A 19360-nucleotide genomic window follows, 5' to 3' on the forward strand; every position below is an offset into this window, starting at 1 on the left:
TGTTTATTTTTACAATATAAAGCGCTTGCATAAATGCTTGCAATAGCCAGAGATAGCGCTTACAAACATCATAATTCACAACCATGGCATTAAGCAAGAAATATATTCACATATCTATGTATAATAAATGTTTTTGTTAAACAAACATCTCTATTAGAGTTCCATAAAGTTATATGCATACATGCTCTAATGCTGCCGGATGGCTGCCGATTATCTATACACCCTTCCTTTTTTTCGTCAAAAAAGCCCGGCCATATTCCTTGATGGCGGGCTTTGTAGGTGCTGTATCCAGTATATCCATGCTGCTCAGCAGTGTATTTAGCGTAATCTTTCTTCATGCTTATTTATGCCTTTGTCTGCCCGTCTGCAGCCTGTGGGACTTCTAATTCTGCACTTCCTGCTGGAGATAGGCCGTTAACTGCAGGACTGTCGTAAACAGATAATCCGGCTGCGCCTCCCTTAGCGCCTGCTCGTCTGCCGCCCCGGCCCAGCATGCGGAAGCAATGGGAATGCCCACTTCACGTGCAGCCTGTATATCGCCGGGCTTGTCTCCAATGTACAATCCTTGCTCTGCTGGAATATTAAGCTGCTTCAGTACATTCCGGATACCCTCAGGCTTGATCTCTTTCTCGGCAATGCCATTTTCTATCCATTCAAAATAGGACGCAATACCAAATTGATGCAGCGTATAATCGCTCGTCGGCTGGCTTTTTCCCGTTACCATGGCAATATGAATTCCCTGTTCCCTCGCCCAGGACAGCAGCTCACGGATACCTTCAAACGGGGCCGGGCAGATCGCATCATGCATTTCCTTGTAACACTGGATATAGTCATGCAGCGCCTCTTCGCGGTGATCCTGCAGCAGTGCGCGCACAATCCCTTCTTCCGACGGGCCAAATGCATCCATAATCTCCTGATCGCTGATCTTCCTGCCGGCCCATGGTTCAACCGCCTGATGGAATGCTTCCACACAGAGCGGCTCGGTATTGCCAATCGTTCCATCCAGATCAAAAATAAGGCATGTAATCATGTATTGACCTCCTTAGACTGTAGAAGTACATTACCCTGATTACATGCCTGTTATGACAGTAATGATGTATACAATTATATATATTTCCTGTATTTCCAATCAATAATGATTATTTCAGATAGCGGCGGGCACCGGCAAATTCCTTTTTGTAGGCAGGTGTATCGATCGGGATGATCTCCACCGTCTTGCCTGCTTTTGGAGAATGCATCATTTGGCCATTGCCGATATACATGGACACATGGTGCACACTGCCCTTGCCGTTAATATGGGCAAAAAACATCAGATCACCCGGCTGCATCTCGCTCCAGCCGACTTTGGTGCCATCCTTGATCTGGGCCGACGCATCCCGCGGCAGAGCAATGCCATGGAATCCATATATGGTGGAAGTAAACCCGGAACAGTCGAATCCATAAGCTGATACGCCCGCCCACAGATAAGGCAGTCCGAGGAACTGTCGACCGGTCTCCACAAGCTCCGCTCCCGTTGGTGTTGGAATATCGGATAATTGATCATACACATCGGCATCCTGCTTGCGCAGCCAGGCGGTGCCATTATCCGGCGTATGCACCTGCAGCCAGCTGCCTTCGGTGGCTACCACCGGCAGACGGGTATTGAAGCTCAGCGTCAACAAGCTTTTCTTGCGGTCTGTATCATACAACTTGGCTGTTTTGGCACTGACTATGGCTGTCGGGCACTTGCTGTAGGCAGCGCCGGTCGTCGTTGTCAGAATCTGCTGGCGAGGCAGCCAGCCCGGATAGCCGTACTTGCTGCGCGGTGTAGATTGTCCGATAACAGCTACATACGCCCAGTCACCCTTGACTTTGAGCAGACGCACTTCCTGTCCGTACAGTGCCTGTGTCTCCAGCTTGCCGGTCAGCCAGCGGCGCTGGTCAGCGGTCGACATGGCTGCTGTCCATTTCTCCATGTTCACCGGATTGGTCAGCGAAGGTGCATCCAGCTTGCGCGCCAGTCCGGGCTCTGTCCATAGGGTAGCTACCGCCACATTTACATAATGTTTGCGTGCATTCTGATTCACTGTGCAATCCTCTCCAGCTGCGGAGTTCGGTCCGGAGGCCGCAGCCGCAATCTGTCCTGCTGTCCATGATGTCAGCATGAGCAGACAGGCAGTAAGCAGCAGCACCCTACCGGCCCATCCGCCCGAACGTCTGATCATCTTGTCTTGTTTTGTATTCATCCAGTATCTCCTTTGGATCATAAAGGTAGATCATACAGGCAGTAAGCGCCTGTATAATCCAGATTCCATTTTTTGTACTATTTTAGCACATTCCAGCTCGCAACAGACGCTGTTTCCAATAAAATTCTCTTATTTGCGTCGCAGCTCTTCTTCCAGATCCTCATCAAAACGGATGCACTGGATCAGCTGAAACACCGCTGCCAGACCAAGAGCTCCCCATATCCCCGACGTATCAACACCCGGCTGAATCTCGGACAACGTGTACAGCAGAATGGTATTGCGTACAATTGCAATCACCTGGGTCTGCCAGAACGTCAGACTGCGCCGCAGCAGTGGATAGACATACTCTACCGTGGCCGGCTGCACATAAATGGCCAGTAAAAATAAACCCGCCACCGTCCAGACCGAATAGATCAGCGCACTGTCCCGTCCGTCAAACCGGATCAGATTCACCAGCGAACCAAGATAAAAATAAGCATACGCGGCAAAGGATGCCCCGGCTACCACAACGACCAATCCGAGCGAGATCATTACCGCCATCGACAGACGATCGAACAGACTGGAAGGACGGAACATCTTTTCCAGCGGATCGACAGGCTGACTGGCTTCAGCGTTCTGCCGCGGAGAGCGGACGAATTTGAAATAAGAAAACATACAGATCAGCATGAATACAATTACGCAGGTGATTAGCAGGTTCTTCTCGATATGCTTCCGCTCCCTTCTGATAATAGTCCAATGCTGATCGGATCACGGAATAATATGTACTTCATACTATCATAATCCCCTTCTTCTTTCCTCTATACCGGCAAATCATCTGCAGCTGAATCTGCAGGCCGCTCTATATGCTGTCGCAGCAATTTTCCTTTATCATACCTGCATGTCATAATGCAATCATATTTATCCTATACACGCTTCTAAATCAGTTAATAACCTGTCATAATATAAGTATATGCGCACTATACACGAGGAAAGGAATCTAAAGCTATGCCGCTTAATCATACCATCTATACGCATTCCGATGCTCATCAGCCGCTTGATCTGAATCTGCTTTTTTTCGGCAAGGAAGAGTGTATTCCCGGCCATGTCTGGGGCCCTGGCATACGAGACGCTTATATCCTGCATTATATCCATGGAGGAACAGGCATTTTGCGAATGGGCGATGCCGAATATCGGCTGGGCGAAGGTCAGGGATTTCTGATTCTGCCGGAGACGGTGGTGCAGTATGAGGCGGATCGTGATGATCCCTGGGTGTACTCATGGATCGGCTTTCGCGGCCTGCAGGCACTGTCGCTGATGGAACGGGCGCAGCTCGCGACGTCCAGTCCGGTCTATGCCATGCATGACGTACCTATATTCAGCCGCTTCTACGAGCTGCTGCTGGAGACAGCCAACCAGTCTGCCGGAGATATCCGGGCACAGGGTATTCTATACCAGCTCATGTACACGCTGATCGCCCGCCTGCCGGTCCAGCCTGCTGCATCCAATCATTCCCGCCCCAAGGAAATGCATATTCGTCAGGCGATCGAGTATATCGATAACAGCTACAGCCAGAAGATCAGCGTACAGGATATTTCGCAGGCGGCAGGCCTCGACCGCACCTATCTATCCAGCCTGTTCAAAGCCCGGTTCGGCATGTCCCTGCAGGCCTTCCTGCTGGAATACCGGATGAACCGCGCCGTGGAGCTGCTTCATCATACCGATCTGTCAGTCAGCGAGATATCCCGTTCGATCGGATACGAAGACCCGTTCCTGTTCTCCAAAATGTTCAAAAAAATCAAAGGCGCCTCACCGCGCAGACTGCGCGAGGAACTGCTTCAGACCGGTCTTTGATAGCATTCCGCTGCCGAAACAGGTAGAGCATATGTCATTACACCGTATATGCTCCGACATTCTGCCGTCTTCCCACTTACAGCGCAGAAGGACGATCATTCATCATCTCCGCAGGCGGCACGCCCATTTTGCGCTTGAAAATCCGGTAAAAGTAGGACACTTCCTGATAACCGAGAAATTCGGCGATCTCTGCAATCGTCAGCTGGGATTCAGTCAGCATGTACACTGCCCGTTTCATCCGCTGATCGTGCACGTATTCGCTGATCGTCTGGCCGGTTACATTTTTGAACAGGGTTGCTGCGTAATTGGGCGTCCGCTGAATCAGCTCGCCCAGCTGCTCTTTGGTAATCCGGCGGCTGTAATTTTGCTGGATATGTCGCTTCATCGTATCTACCAGCCGATGCTTGTCCTCCCGGATGGCTCCCCGGTCGTATTCCCGGTTCAGCTCCACCAGCAGCTGAACCATTAGAGAATCCGCCAGCAGCCGGTAATACGGAGGCTTGTCCCGCCACTGGGCTGCAATATGCTGAAGACGGTCATGGTACAGATCGTAGCCGCCCGGCTTCATCTGTACCGTATCGCTGCTCCGCAGCAGCGGCAGCGCTTCATCCTGCTGCACGCTGAAGCGTACCACCTGCTTGGTGTGCACACGGGTTGGGACGCTTTTGCCATAATAGGCGGATTCAGGCGGGATGAGCAGCAGATCTCCTTTTTCCAAAATAATCTTCTGTCCGCTGACCCAGTACACACAATTGCCGTATGTAATTAGACTAAGACAGTATTCGTTTTGATCCAGATACTGCTCTTCATACCAGTCCATCTGATGCTGCTCCTGCACATCCAGCACTTTCAGCATACGGGGCACCTCCCTTGCTTTTGACCTGATTTCTTCTTGTATGTGGAGAATGGACAGATGTTTTCTCTATGTTGTCCATAAAATGCATTTTATTGTTATGCTAAAATCATACTATATTTCACTCATTGTACAATAGTTCATAGCGACCTGTGTATATTACAGCTACAATGAATTATATACTACAGGTTGCCGGATAAAGATCCTTCATGCTTGGCAGGAGAGGGTAATAGATTCCGACAGCCGCTATTTCAACAGGGCTGAAGAATATACCAGCCTGCATACTTAAGGAGGATTATCGAATGTTAAGAACCAAGATTATCTGTACAATGGGACCCGCTTGTGACTCAATTGAGATGCTAAAGGAAATGATCAAGGCCGGCATGACCGTAGCGCGCCTGAATATGGCTCATGGTGAGCTGGAAGACCATGTGATGCGTATTCGCAACGTACGCCAGGCAGCAGCCGAACTGAATACCTTCGTACCGATCATGATGGATATCAAGGGACCGGAAGTACGTATCGGCAAATTAAAAGAAGCTTCATTTGAGCTGCGTACAGGCAACCAGCTGATCCTCACGACCGAAGAAATTCTCGGTGATGCAGAGCGGATCGGCGTTAACTATCCGCAGCTGAACCAGGACGTTCATGCAGGTGATCGCATTCTGCTGGATGATGGTCTGATCGATCTGACCGTGCGTGAAGTACGTGACAGCGAGATTGTCTGTGATATCGTCAGCGGCGGCACAATCAAGCCTCGCAAAGGTGTCAATCTGCCTGGTATTCATACTTCCCTGCCGGGCGTTACCGAGCGTGACGTGATGCATATCCACTTTGGACTGGAGCAGAACATCGAGATGATCGCCGCTTCCTTCGTCCGCAAAGGGGATGATATTCGCGAGATTCGTGATATTCTGGCGAAAAACAATGCCGAAGACGTACAGATCTACTCCAAAATCGAGAACGCCGAAGGTATGGAGAATCTCGATGATATTATCGAAGCTTCCGACGGTATCATGGTTGCCCGTGGTGATCTGGGCGTAGAAGTGCCAATCCAGGACGTACCTGCTCTGCAAAAAGAAATGATCGATAAATGTAACGTAGCCGGCAAACCGGTTATCGTCGCTACCCATATGCTGGAATCCATGCAGGTGAATCCGCGTCCGACCCGTTCCGAAGTAAGTGACGTGGCCAATGCGGTGCTGCAGGGCGCAGACGTTATCATGCTGTCCGGAGAATCCGCTGCCGGTAAATATCCGGTACAGTCCGTACAGACGATGGCTGCTGTAGCCAAACGTGCTGAGAGCATGCTGGATTACCAGGAGCAGTTCTCCCGCAAAAGAGCCCTGCAATCGACCAATATTACCGAAGTAATCAGCCAGGGCGCGGTAAGTGCATCCCTGGAACTGAACGCCAAAGCAATTATTATTTCCACAGAAAGCGGCTTTACCGCGCGCATGATCTCCAAATACCGCCCAAGCGCTCCGATCATTGCCGTGACGCATAATGATGCGGTACTGAATAAAATGTGCCTGCTGTCCGGCGTCATTCCGGTCAAAGGCGAAGCGGTATCCAGCACGGATGAGATGTTCGAATCCGCGATCCGCAATGCTGTAACGACAGGTCATATCTGTGCAGGCGATATCGTCGTACTGTCTGCCGGTGTACCGATCGGTCAATCCGGTAATACCAACCTTCTCAAAATCCAGCAGGTATAATCAGCTTCGTCTGTTCTTTATTGTTTCTACACATGTACCAAAACAAAAATAAGCCTCCGGATAGATCATTTACAATAATCTATCCGGAGGCTTTTTCTATTTTGCAAATATTTTATTACACAGCTGGGCATACTAGATTTTATGGGCAAAGGATCTCCGGCTTCCACCTGCCTATCCCACAATCTCCAACAGTTCGTTAACAAACACATGATTACGTTTGACAGCAAAAATAGATATTCATTCTTTCCTTTGTACAGGTCATTAGCCTGCTCGTTCTGTAATGCGGCTGTACAGCCAGTGGCTTGCCTTTTTCAAAAAACTGATTCACATTCGTTGTTAAATAATTCTCTAAATATTCTTTTAGAGTTGCTTTAATTCTATTCTCGTAATTATTCAGCAAGATATCATAAGTCTTTATGCCCATCATTCGACTTCATACAACATTTTTCGAATAATTTATGAAAATATAATTGAATCAATAGTAAATAGGATGTATTTATATTCCTTATCACCATTTTAGGGTCGCTATTGTATTGGATAGATACTCTGCTCATTGCCAGAAATGATACAATCAAACAGACTTCTTCTGTATGGATTGCTGCATGCTATAAAAAGAATAGCCCGTTTCGTCCATTTTGAGAAAGGAGGTGCAGAATGCAGCCATTTACCCGACAAGCGATCGAAGTGATTCTAGCCATTCCCGAAGGCAAGGTGATGACGTATGGACAGGTAGCCGCTGCTGCAGGTAGTCCGCGCGCCGCCAGACAGATCGTCCGGATACTGCATTCCATGAGCCACAAGCATCATCTGCCTTGGCATCGTGTCGTTAACAAGCATGGGGAGATCGCTATTCTGAAGGAAGAAGCAAGCTTTCTCCAGCGTACCCTTCTGGAAGAGGAAGGCGTGACATTCGGCCTGCAGCAGCGGATTGATCTGTCAAAATACGGCTATATACCGGTGGAACAGGTAACTATTGATCGCGTTATGGAAGATGAGTAACTATTCCGTATGACCTCAAGTTACATACCAAATAGATAGCAGAACAAAGGTTCTAGATGATTACAGTTTCCTAACAGATAATAAAAGAATTCTGTGCCCGTATGACTGTCCACGCAAAAAAAGCGGTTAGCTTTGACGATATCCTGTCTGCACTGCAGCAAAATATTGCCAAAGCCCACCGCTAACCCAACATCAATGTGGGTTTTACAACTATACCACCGTACTTTATGTCCGAAATGAAATTACACGTTTCTAACGATATCCTCACGTACAGGTGTAAACGTATCCAGCAGAATGCCCGGTGCCAGTGCCCGTGCAGAATGCACAGCGCCCGCCGGGATATTCAGCGCTTTACCCGCACTCAGTTCATACGCCTTACCGTCGATCACAAAGCGGAACAAGCCTTTCATGCAGTAGGTCATCTGCTCATGCGGATGGGAATGCTCAGCGCTCTGCGCGCCAGCCTCAAAGTGAACTTCCATCATCATCAGGGAAGTACCCGGTTCAAATACTTTCCGTCGTACCCCCGGCTCCACCAGTTCCCAAATCCCAATATTGCTCAAGCTCGTGTTTATCATTTCTTACATCTCCTCCTCTTTGTTAATGATTTGTTCATCTACTCAACAGCAAGTGTTATATTAATAAGCTCCGATTCATGTGATACATATTGTATCACTTTTTTGAAACAAAGAAACAGTGCATACTTTCACAAATAATAAAATAAATAAGTAGTTACTTTTTACCATTATTATTGGAAAAAGTCGATTTTTATCGTATAAAAGGCCAAAAAGACCGAAAATCGAATTTTTCGGTCTTTTTTATGCCACATTATCTCACAGAGGTGACACAACATTGTCACATTCATTCAAAAGAACTAGCTGAATATTTTTTATATCGGCTATAGCTTCTCATTCCTGCTGCAATTGACACTGTCGTCCGATGCTAGTAAGCACGGATTGTTCCACCATCCACCAATAGCGACTGTCCGGTCACATACGTATTGGCAAAGGAACCGTAAAAAGCGACCATCCGACCAAACTCCTCCGGTGTTCCCAGTCGGCCCAGCGGAATCTGCTGCAGCGATTCGACCTGGATGTCTTCGACCGGACGCTGCTCGCTCTGGGCACGCTTTTGATCCAGTTCCATAATCCGGTCGGTTGCAATCCGGCCAGGAGCCACCGTATTGATCAGAATACCGGATGAGGCATACTCCGAGGCCAGACTTTTGGTCAGTGCCTGGATACCGGCGCGGAATACATTGGAGAGAATAAGTCCGTCAATCGGCTGCTTGACCGAGGAGGAAGCAATATTCACGATACGCCCGCCGCCTGCGGCCTGAAGTGACGGCACAGCTGCCCGGATCAGCCGGATCGTGCTGAGCAGATTCAGTTCAAAGGCACTCTGCCAGCTGTGATCATCCATATCTTCAAAGTTACCGGCTGGCGGTCCGCCCGCATTGGTCACCAGCACATCGAGCCGCCCGTACACATCCAGTGCACTTTGGATTCCCAGCGTAATCTGTTCGGGGTCGCCGACATCCATGCGAACCGTATTCACCTGCCGGCCGGTGACTGACTCAATCTCTTTTGCCGCCTCGATCAGATGCTCCAGACTGCGGCTCGCAATCGTCACCCTTGCACCCTCCCTGGCAAACTCCAGCGCACTTGCCCGTCCCAATCCCTTGCTGCCTGCTGCTATAAATACCGATTTCCCATGTAATCCGAGTTCCATCGTTCTTCCTCCTGTTCTTGCAGTGTATAATAATGCTCTTTAACAAACGAAATTGGACTGACCCTAATTCGAAAATCAACTGTTTCCTATTATTTTTATGAAAATGGGAACGTACGAGCGTTTAATCGACCAGATTTCCATTCGCCCATCTGCACTTCCAATACTAGCTCTGTCGTATTTTACAAATCCGGCCTATAATTATTATAAATTTGTGAAGAAATGACGATATACTTTATATACTGTCCGCATACATGCCCCTACTTTTGCACTCATCCACATACATAGTCATTCTACGGCAGTTTATACAGAAATGAATCATGTGGCCAGTGCCGATCTTATGAGTGGCTAACTCCAGAACAGATGGAAGTGACAAATATTGAGGCTATTACCAATCACCTCGCTCCAGCCCGGGATGCGACTCGCAAAGAAAATATATAACGAGGATGGCGTTGTTCTGCTGTCCGAAGGCGTAGAACTGACCTCCGGTATTATTCGCAAGTTATATAAACATGGACTGGACTATATCTATATCCAGGATAAAGATACAGATGATGTGATTGTCCGCGATATTGTCTCTCAGGATACAAAGCGTCAAGCCCTGCGCGAGATCCGTACCCATTTCCGCAGCCTCGCCGATCCCGGTGTACAGAAGTCGACCTACCCAATCATCGGCAAGTCGTTTTCCGGTATTATTGATACGATCATCAGTGAGCTCAGTGCAGACCCGGAAGTTATGGTTATGCTGATGAGTATGCATACCAAGGATAACTATTTGTATTATCACTCGCTCAATGTATGCATCTACACGCTTCTGCTGGGCAAAGTGCACGGTTATTCCCATGAGGAAATGAAGGTGCTGGGCATTGGCTCTCTGCTGCATGATGTAGGCAAATCCTATATTCCGAATGAAGTACTGTTCAAGCCGGGCAGACTGACAGATGCGGAATACAATATCATCAAACTTCACACCGAGTACGGATACAAAATGCTAAAAGACGAGCCAGGTATCCCCCTGCTGGCGGCTCACTGCGCATATCAGCATCATGAACGATTGAACGGCAGCGGCTATCCGCGCGGCCTGCGTGAACACGAGATCCATGAATATGCCAAATGGATCGGTATTGCCGATTCCTATGATGCGCTGACAACCAGCCGGGTCTATCGGGCAGCCATGCTGCCTCACGAAGCACTGGAAATACTATATTCCGGCTCCGGCAGTCTGTACGACAAGGATATGCTGTCCGTATTCAAAAGCCGGATCGCCATTTATCCGATTGGTCTGACCGTTACCCTGAGTAACGGCTTCAAAGGGGTAGTCGTTCATATTCACTCCGCCATTCCGCAGCGCCCTATCGTACGCATTCTGTACAACGAAGTCGGTGAGCGAATTATGGCACCATTTGATATGGATCTGCTGGCTCACCATACCGTTATGATTAAAGCGGTAGAAGGCATGAATGCCCATATGCCTGCACCTACCACCTAAATCATCAGCAGCTCCCGGATATCTTGCTCGGTCAGCATCGGTTTGGCTTCCTGACCGGGTTGGATAATTTCGTCGATCAGATCTTTTTTGGTCTGCTGCAATTCCAGCATCTTCTCCTCTACTGTTCCCCTGGCTACCATACGGATGACCTGTACCCGGTTCTGCTGACCCATCCGGTGCGCCCGGTCGGCAGCTTGTTCCTCTACAGCCGGATTCCACCACAAATCATACAATATGACCGTATCCGCACCTGTCAGATTCAACCCTGTTCCTCCCGCTTTGAGCGAAATCAGAAATACATCCTGTTCCCCTTCATTGAATCTTCGGCACAGCTCTACCCGCTCCGCCGAAGACGTCGAACCATCCAAATAGAAATACGGCACATTATACTGCCGCAGTTCCTCACGAATCCGGGACAGCATCCCGGTGAACTGGGAAAACACAAGCATTCGCTTGCCGGCATCTCTGGAGTCGTTAATAATCTCCAGCAGCTGCTCCAACTTGGCGGAGCCTCCCTGGTAATCTTCCACAAACAAGCCGGGATGACAACAGATCTGGCGCAGACGGGTCAGTCCGGCCAGAATACGGATCTGATATTCGGCAAAATTCTTCTCATACAGATGCTCCAGCGTATCCTGCTGCAGCTGGGCAAGATAGGCGGCATATATTTTTTTCTGCTCCGGCAGCAGTTCGGACACATGGGTCGTCTCCAGCTTGTCCGGCAGTTCCTTCAGCACATCCGACTTCATGCGCCGCAGCACAAACGGACGAATCCGCTTGGCAATCGTACGTGCCTCCAGATCGGCAAATTCCTTGCGCGTCCCAAGCAGGCCCGGCATAATCACATGCATGATTGACCACAGCTCATAGACCGAATTTTCGATCGGTGTGCCGGTCAGGGCAAATCGGTGACGTGCGTTAATCTGCTTGACGGCTCTGGCGGTCTGGGTGAGCGCGTTTTTGAAAGATTGGGCTTCATCCAGAATCATCGTATGATAGGACCCTTTCCCGGCGTATTCTATGTCCCGGCGCAGCAGCGGATAGGAAGTAATAATCACATCCACCGACAATCCCTCACTGCCTGGGCGCTGTATCTCCTGCCACTGCCGCTCGCGTTGAGCCCGGCTGCCATCGATAATGGCAGTGCGGATATCGGGTGTAAACCGGCGAAATTCATACTGCCAGTTATATGTTAGCGAAGCGGGGGACACGACGATCGCCGGCTGGCCGCTGCTGCGAATATCCGATAATACGGAAGCAATAAAGGTAATACTCTGCAGCGTCTTGCCCAGCCCCATATCATCTGCCAGAATCCCACCGAATCCATAGTGGGCCAGCGTACGCAGCCACTGATAACCGTACTGCTGGTAGTCCCGCAGAATTGGTGCCAGCAGCGGCGGCACCGGAACATCATAGAGATCGGGATTGCGGATATTTTCCAGCAGCTTTCTTACCGAACGGTCAAACCGGACCACTTCGTTCTGATCCTGGGCATCCAGCGCCTCCAGCCCGTGAATGAGCGGTATACGGAACAATACACCATCTTCAAGCACTTGTTCATCGACAGGCAGTGCCATTCCTGTTTTGCGGATAAAATCAGCCACCTGGCGGAACTGCTCGTCTTCAAGCGGCAGAAATGCCCCAGTTGGCAGACGGTGATATCGGCGCTGTTCCTGCAGCGATTTGAGCACCTGCACAATCGCCGACTCCGGAATGCCATCCAGCTCAAACCTGAACTCCAGCCAGTCATGCCTCGAATCCGTATGTACCGTCATACGCGGCGGCGCCAATGGATCCTGAATCCGCGATTTCACGACAGAAGTGGCATAGATCTGAACGAGCTTTTCCAGCCGCGGAACGATATGATACAAGAACTCATACTCCGCTTCCTCATCGGTCAGAAAATATCCACCCTCGGTGGCGGTAAAAGAACCTTCATCCATCAGCTGGAGGATCTGCTCTTCCCGTTCACCGTCACGCAGCAGAATCCGTTCGTCTTCCTGTGCGGGCGTAGGACTGAGCGGATTAATAATGACATCCCCATACTGGAATTCCAGACCTGCCAGCAGCCGGTCACGAACACGATCCAGGTAAAGTCTGGCCTGCAGCGGTGTCTGTACGACCACTTCGGATACCCGCCGGGTCATCTGTACATTGCCAAGCCGTGTCAATCCAGGGATAACCTGCTGTACGAGCGGCTCCAGCTGCTCCTGCGGAATAATCAGCCGGTGCTGCTGATGATCCGAGGCAGCCAGCAGCTGCTGCAGTCCGCTCAGCCGGTGGCAATCTTCTTCTTTTAGCGAGATCAATTCACCGTTATGAATCACCATCCCGTAGGATTCGAGCACAATCATCTGCTGAACGCCTTCCATACGCAGCTGATACATCCGCGGATTCTGCTTTCGTTTTCTGCGGCTGGTGGAGGAAGATTGCTGCGGATATGCATCTTCATCTCCATCGTCCTTTTCCAGCAGATCCAGTTCAAAATAGAGCGGCAGCGGTCCCATATGGTGGGTGATACCGGCAAAGGTCTGTCCCTGATACTCCAGCCGTGCCGCCGGTGTGCGGATCAGTGCCTGCAGCAGATGCGGCCAGTGGGAGACCGGGATCATCAGTATACGCTGGTTATGCTGCACCGCTGCGGCCGGCATAGCATTTTTGCTGCCCGTACGTTTGCCGGTCAAACGGTCTGGCGGCAGCTCGGGCTGCTCATCCCGCTGAATCAGCAGCAGCTGCCGGATGACTTCATCATCTTCCCGGCTGAAGCTGTGCAGCTCCGGATCATAGGTGAATCGACCCGAGAGTACATAGCTCGTACGGCTGCGTACACATTCCAGCAATTCCTGAATATGCTGCACCACATACGGCCTTTTCAATCCTGCTTTCATTTCCAGACCAAGCCGGTATTGTCCATTGCCATAGGCCACCGGTCTGCAGATCCATTCAATGGTCAACGCTGTGCGGGTCTCAAAATAATTCCTTCTTCCGCCGGGTCGCCTCGGCGGGCTCGTAAACAGGCTCAGCAGTTCGGCGGCCAGCAGCTGCTCCCGGTCTGCGGCAGCTGGATGAACCGGCAATTCGGGCAGATCATGACCGGCAGCCGGTATGCTGCTGTCTGTACCTGCGGCCAGTACCGGCGGCAGACCCAGCTCGCCCGACTCGTAGACATGGATCATCACGGCGGCTACATGCTGGCAATAAGCGGTATACGAAGCCAGCGATGGACAGGTACAGTGTGCATGTGCCTTACCGGCTTCATCAAAATGCAGACGCACCTGCTCCTGCTGATTCGCCCGGATCTGTACGCTCGCTTCATACTGCCTCCGGTGGTCATCATAACGGGTAAAAGCGACCTTGCCTGCACGGTAATAAGCCATTCCTTTACTGTAGGAAGTTTTGCCGCACCACAGCTGAATGGATGGCAGATTGAATTCAGTGCTCATAAGTATGCTCCTGTCCGGCTGTATCTTTCAGCCTTTTTTGCCTTGCAGCTATCTTAGGATTGGCATCTGCATAGATCACAGATGCGCCTTCACGATCTTTATCATATCTCCCTGGCGGATCAGGCCTTCCCGTTCTACCGAACAGACGATGCCGCGGCGCTTTTTGGCGGCAGGGTACATTTTCCCCTTCACAGATCCGTCCGGTCGCCGGGTATGCCTGCCAGCTCTAATTGAATCTCCGGTACTTGCCGGGTGAGAAAGCTGCCCTTGGTATCGACAATCAATACACTTTCGACCGTAATCGGTTGAATCGGTTGTTCCGGTTCACTCATGTAATTTCTCCTTTGGTCCTGACAGTAAAAGCACAGCTTATCGCTTACTCGATTATGCCATATCCGGCAGCGCATTCACCAGACGCAGCAGCCTGTACAGCCCGAAATAGATATCCGCGCAGTAAAAAGACCTGGGGATGAACAGGTTTGAACAGGTACATCGCGTTACCGATGTATGCCTGAATTTCAATTTCCAGCAACGAACCATTATTTTCCACGTATGTAAATTGAGGTTGCAATCAGGATTTCCCTACAGCAATGGCTTAAGTACGAATCATATGCACTTTGTAATCGGTATGAAGAGGCTTTTACTTTTAGTGAAAGGAGGTAATTTATAATGGATACCCAGGTAAAGCAATCCAATAACGCATGGTCACGTGCCAACTGGGCTGAAGCTGGTGTTGATCTGGTCATCCAATTTCCAGGAATGGTTTACCGTTTTGCTGTTTGTATATTTGCCTGTATGTTTGGTAGCTGATCAAGTACAGACCGGCAGATAACAATCAGCCATCTGCAAAAGAAAAAGACTCAGCACCGGCATCACGCCAGTGCTGAGTCTTTTTTATTCATTTCCGAGGCTCTTTCAAAATCGTTATCGTCTATTAGGATACGCTGTGCTTCATCTGCCGGAGTCGTACAACCGATCGGCGGCACACGATTGTCAGCAGAATCGCCAGGCTGCTCATATGCAGCTGGGCCATGTAGGCATACAATCATCTCCCGGAATGAAATTATGAACCTTCGCTGCTTGCGCCAGCTATATATACCAAATTATATATTTAAAATTACGTATAAACATCAGTCTTTCAACGCAGATGTTCTGCGTTGAAAGACTGAATAAATAGCTCCTGCTTCTTACTTCCATTTCGTTATACATTTGTTCCCTGAAAAGGATTAAATTTGACAAATACAAGTGATCCGGCATATAGTCTTACTGTATCCACTAGGGGCGCCTGTACGGGCTGAGATAAAGCATCTGCTTTGGTCCCTTTGAACCTGATCTGGGTTATGCCAGCGTAGGAAAGTGGTTGAGACTTCGTTGATACGACGATACGGTTTCTGCCGCTTCCTGCCCGGAGGCGGCTTTGTGCTGTCTGCGGGAGGAAGTGGAGAGGATCGATTGTCAGTCTGCACAGATACATAGGCAGCAGGCCGATGGGAATAGACGATTGCCGGTTTGACGAACTTATGGCTGCTGAGGCCCCAATAAGATTCCTGCTGGAACAAAGATCGTGAACCTCAAAGACTGCCGTTCTCTGATTCCTCGCTGTACCGCAGATTGTCAGCACTGAAGCCCATCCTGTATACTCCTGCTGCTTCCTCCCTGTATTAGTGTGTCTCCTGGCGGATATCCACATTCGCGAGGAGGTTTTTTGCATTATGGCTATTTATCAGACACCATTACCCGGCAGCCGCAAAGTATATATTCAGGGATCACGGGCAGACATTCAGGTACCGGTACGCGAGATTGCTTTATCCGATAGTGAGATACGCGGAGAGGCCGTACCCAATCCTCCGCTTCATGTCTATGATTCCAGCGGACCCTATACGGATACCGGGCAGCCCGTTGATATTCGTCAGGGACTGGTGCCGCTGCGCCAGGGCTGGATCGAGGAACGCTGCGATACGCTGCGGTATGAAGGCAGACAGGTACTGCCCCAGGATAACGGATTTCTGGACAGTGAACGGGCAGTTCGACAGGGCGCCGAAATATTCCCTCAGGCTCACCGCCAGCCTGCGGCGGCTATCCCCGGCGGCAATGTCACCCAGCTGCATTATGCCCGCCAGGGAATCATTACGCCGGAGATGGAATTTATCGCCCTGCGTGAAGGCATGGAGCCGGAGTTCGTCCGTGCCGAAGTCGCTGCCGGACGAGCGGTAATCCCGGCCAACATCAACCATCCGGAGAGTGAGCCGATGATTATCGGCCGCCATTTTCATGTGAAAATTAATGCCAATATCGGCAACTCGGCTGTCGCCTCCTCCATCGAGGAAGAAGTGGAAAAGATGACCTGGGCGATCCGCTGGGGTGCCGATACGATCATGGACCTGTCCACCGGCAAAAATATTCATACCACAAGGGAGTGGATTATCCGCAATTCTCCCGTGCCCGTCGGTACGGTTCCCATTTATCAGGCACTGGAAAAGGTCAACGGCCGTGCTGAGGATCTGAGCTGGGAAGTCTTCCGCGATACGCTGATAGAGCAGGCCGAGCAGGGGGTCGATTACTTTACGATTCATGCCGGTGTACTGCTGCGTTATATCCCGCTGACGGCCAATCGGGTGACAGGCATCGTCAGCCGCGGCGGCTCGATTATGGCGGCATGGTGTCTTGCGCATCATCAGGAGAATTTTCTATATACCCATTTTAAAGAGATCTGCGAGATTATGAAGAGGTATGACATTACCTTTTCCCTTGGTGACGGGCTGCGTCCGGGTTCGATTGCCGATGCCAATGATGAAGCCCAGTTTGCCGAGCTGGGTACACTTGGAGAGCTGACTCATATCGCCTGGAAACATGATGTGCAGGTAATGATCGAGGGACCGGGTCATGTGCCGATTCATCTGATCAAGGAAAATATGGACCGTCAGCTGGAAGTGTGCGACGAAGCGCCATTTTATACACTGGGTCCGTTAACGACAGATATTGCCCCTGGCTATGACCATATTACTTCAGCGATCGGAGCGGCGATGATTGGCTGGTACGGAACTGCCATGCTCTGCTATGTCACACCCAAGGAGCATCTCGGCCTGCCCAATCGGGAAGACGTCAAGGAAGGCGTCATCGCCTACAAAATCGCCGCCCATGCTGCCGACCTCGCCAAAGGTCATCCACAGGCACGCAAGCGGGATGATGCACTGTCGCGAGCGAGGTTCGAATTCCGCTGGCGCGATCAGTTCCACCTCTCACTCGATCCGGAGCGGGCGATGAGCTACCATGATGAGACCCTTCCAGCCGAAGGCGCCAAAAGTGCTCATTTTTGCTCCATGTGCGGACCCAAATTCTGCAGCATGAAGATTACCCACGATATCCGTGACCAATATGGCTCTGCCGAAGTGGAACAGGCCATGCAGGAGAAGTCACAGGAATTCAAGGCTGGCGGCAGCCGTATTTATAGTTGATTCCGCAGTGACAGTCAGTGTAATATCCATCATTCGACCTCTCCTCTAAGACATATAACAGCAAATTTCCGGAACAGTCACTGTACATAGTGTCCGTTCCGGGAACTTTGCATGCTGGCAGCCTATTATTAAGCAAGGGTAAATATGCAATTTTATATCACATTTACAAAATAAGGTTTTTTATATGACAAATGAGATATATGATCAATGTATCATATGAATACATATTAGGAGTGTGACAATCTTGAATACCTCTTCCATGAAAAAAGCAACCCTGGCTCTGAGCGCTGCCGCTGTATTAAGTGTGCCCCTCTTCACCAGCGGCTTCACGACTGCTGATGCAGCAGCTACCGCCGCGGCCAAAAAAGTGACGGCTCCCAAAAATATTATTCTGTTTATCGGAGACGGTATGGGCGAAGCAAGCCGCAACGCTATCCGCTATGCCACTGTCGGCAAAAACGGTACCCTGGAAATGGACAGAATGCCGGTGTCCGGACTCGTACGCACCAGTTCCAGCGATAGCCTGGTAACAGACTCTGCCGCGGCTGCAACGGCGATTGCGACCGGTGTCAAAACATACAATGGTGCGATCGGCATGGATGCCAAGAAAAAGCCGGTCACTACCATTATGGAACTGGCCAAAAAAGCAGGCATGTCCACCGGCGTCGTAACGACCAGCCAGGTAACGGATGCGACAGGCGCGGCCTTTGGCGCTCATGTAGAGAACCGTTCCGCACAGAGCGAGATCGCCAAGCAGTACATTGAGAACAGCAAAATCGACGTTCTGCTCGGCGGAGGCGAAGATTTCTGGTATCCAAAAGGAACAGCAGGTGCTCATCCGGACGCTCCGGCTGAAGACCCATCGGAAGGCAGCAAAGGTACCCAGGGTAATCTCGTCGACCGTGCCAAGAAACTGGGCTATGACTATGTCACCGATACCGCCGAGATGAAAGCTTCCAAAGGCAGCAAACTGCTCGGTCTGTTCGCCAACGAAGAGATGTTCCAGGCGCATAATGAACTGGGCAACAAATACAATCCAACCGTATCCCTCCCGGATATGACTACCAAAGCGCTGGACGTACTGTCCAAAAACGATAAAGGGTTCTTCCTGATGGTCGAGGAAGAAGGCACCGACGAGATGGCCCATGACAATGATGCTGCATTGACGATCAAAGCCGGCCAGCAGCTGGACAAAGCCGTCAAAGTCGCCAAAGACTATGCCAAAAAGCATCCTGACACGCTCGTACTCGTTACCGCTGACCATGAGACAGGCGGTATGGTGATTGAAGAAGTCGACGCTGATGATGAGTCCGGTGACGGCGAATCCAAGGAAGACGGCCCGTTCACTATCGCCGGTTCCAAAGAGCAATTCTATGTGGACTGGACAACAGGCGGCCACAGTGCAGTAGACGTAGCACTGACAGCGATGGGCCCGGGTTCCGAAGAGTTCACCGGCAACTACCAGAACACAGCAATTCACGACAAACTGGTCAAATTGCTGAAGCTCAAGTAATCTCGATTTTCAGCAACAGGCATCGGTTATTCACCCTTGCCGCATAAAAAAGCGGGCTGTCCCTTATCGGGAAACAGCCTGCTTTTTTTGCTGATCCAAACTCGGAC

At 50.3% G+C, this 19360-nt stretch carries 15 protein-coding genes and 1 riboswitch; of the genes, 7 read left to right on the plus strand and 8 right to left on the minus strand.

The window, feature by feature from the left end; genetic code table 11:
* Positions 1-382 precede the first annotated feature (382 nt).
* From M1D61_RS20725 to M1D61_RS20735, 3 genes are all read right to left on the minus strand, one after another.
* Entirely contained in the window at positions 383-1030 is a 648-nt protein-coding gene (locus tag M1D61_RS20725; RefSeq protein WP_458120441.1) for an HAD family hydrolase, read from the minus strand.
* A gap of 109 nt (positions 1031-1139) precedes the next feature.
* Positions 1140-2225 carry a C40 family peptidase gene (locus M1D61_RS20730; protein ID WP_458120442.1) on the minus strand — a complete coding sequence of 362 codons (1086 nt, stop codon included), beginning with the start codon at positions 2223-2225 and terminating at the stop codon, positions 1140-1142.
* A gap of 129 nt (positions 2226-2354) precedes the next feature.
* The gene (locus M1D61_RS20735; protein ID WP_458120443.1) at positions 2355-2879 is read right to left on the minus strand and encodes a hypothetical protein; all 525 of its coding nucleotides are present in this window, start codon (positions 2877-2879) and stop codon (positions 2355-2357) included.
* A gap of 330 nt (positions 2880-3209) precedes the next feature.
* Between M1D61_RS20735 and M1D61_RS20740 the strand changes: the two genes are divergently transcribed.
* Positions 3210-4055, plus strand: coding sequence for an AraC family transcriptional regulator (locus M1D61_RS20740; RefSeq protein WP_458120444.1), 846 nt, complete (start codon positions 3210-3212; stop codon positions 4053-4055).
* A gap of 76 nt (positions 4056-4131) precedes the next feature.
* Here the strand turns inward: M1D61_RS20740 and M1D61_RS20745 are convergent, their stop codons facing one another.
* Entirely contained in the window at positions 4132-4911 is a 780-nt protein-coding gene (locus M1D61_RS20745) for an AraC family transcriptional regulator (protein ID WP_458120445.1), read from the minus strand.
* Positions 4912-5210: 299 nt separating this feature from the next.
* Here M1D61_RS20745 and pyk point away from each other — a divergent pair, with 299 nt between their 5' ends.
* Both pyk and M1D61_RS20755 read left to right on the plus strand, forming a co-directional pair.
* Positions 5211-6626 carry a pyruvate kinase gene (pyk, locus tag M1D61_RS20750; protein WP_458120446.1) on the plus strand — a complete coding sequence of 472 codons (1416 nt, stop codon included), beginning with the start codon at positions 5211-5213 and terminating at the stop codon, positions 6624-6626.
* A gap of 654 nt (positions 6627-7280) precedes the next feature.
* Positions 7281-7625: an MGMT family protein gene (locus M1D61_RS20755; protein ID WP_458120447.1), complete on the plus strand. Its 345-nt coding sequence runs from the start codon at positions 7281-7283 to the stop codon at positions 7623-7625.
* Positions 7626-7867: 242 nt separating this feature from the next.
* Here the strand turns inward: M1D61_RS20755 and M1D61_RS20760 are convergent, their stop codons facing one another.
* Positions 7868-8203 carry a cupin domain-containing protein gene (locus M1D61_RS20760; protein WP_458120448.1) on the minus strand — a complete coding sequence of 112 codons (336 nt, stop codon included), beginning with the start codon at positions 8201-8203 and terminating at the stop codon, positions 7868-7870.
* 364 nt (positions 8204-8567) lie between these two features.
* Positions 8568-9356: an SDR family oxidoreductase gene (locus tag M1D61_RS20765; protein WP_458120449.1), complete on the minus strand. Its 789-nt coding sequence runs from the start codon at positions 9354-9356 to the stop codon at positions 8568-8570.
* A gap of 376 nt (positions 9357-9732) precedes the next feature.
* On the opposite strand from M1D61_RS20765, the gene M1D61_RS20770 reads away from it, so the two are divergent.
* Positions 9733-10842 carry an HD-GYP domain-containing protein gene (locus tag M1D61_RS20770; RefSeq protein ID WP_458120450.1) on the plus strand — a complete coding sequence of 370 codons (1110 nt, stop codon included), beginning with the start codon at positions 9733-9735 and terminating at the stop codon, positions 10840-10842.
* Here M1D61_RS20770 and M1D61_RS20775 read toward each other — a convergent pair.
* Both M1D61_RS20775 and M1D61_RS20780 read right to left on the minus strand, forming a co-directional pair.
* Positions 10839-14285 (minus strand): DEAD/DEAH box helicase, encoded by a 3447-nt coding sequence (locus M1D61_RS20775; protein ID WP_458120451.1) that lies wholly within the window; start codon positions 14283-14285, stop codon positions 10839-10841. The genes M1D61_RS20770 and M1D61_RS20775 overlap by 4 nt on opposite strands.
* Before the next feature lie 188 nt (positions 14286-14473).
* A complete protein-coding gene (locus M1D61_RS20780; RefSeq protein ID WP_458120452.1) occupies positions 14474-14617 on the minus strand; it encodes a hypothetical protein in 144 nt (47 codons plus the stop codon).
* 337 nt (positions 14618-14954) lie between these two features.
* Here M1D61_RS20780 and M1D61_RS20785 point away from each other — a divergent pair, with 337 nt between their 5' ends.
* The 3 genes from M1D61_RS20785 to M1D61_RS20795 all read left to right on the plus strand — a co-directional run bounded on the left by M1D61_RS20785 (position 14955) and on the right by M1D61_RS20795 (position 19253).
* Positions 14955-15095, plus strand: coding sequence for a hypothetical protein (locus tag M1D61_RS20785; protein ID WP_458120453.1), 141 nt, complete (start codon positions 14955-14957; stop codon positions 15093-15095).
* Between the two features lie 457 nt (positions 15096-15552).
* A riboswitch (TPP riboswitch) is annotated at positions 15553-15657 on the plus strand.
* A 340-nt stretch (positions 15658-15997) separates the two neighbouring features.
* Entirely contained in the window at positions 15998-17740 is a 1743-nt protein-coding gene (thiC, locus tag M1D61_RS20790; RefSeq protein WP_458120454.1) for a phosphomethylpyrimidine synthase ThiC, read from the plus strand.
* Between the two features lie 259 nt (positions 17741-17999).
* Complete coding sequence (locus M1D61_RS20795) at positions 18000-19253, plus strand: alkaline phosphatase (RefSeq protein ID WP_458122578.1); 1254 nt, start codon at positions 18000-18002, stop codon at positions 19251-19253.
* Positions 19254-19360 lie beyond the last annotated feature (107 nt).

It is taken from the genome of Paenibacillus sp. Z6-24 (genome assembly GCF_054161335.1).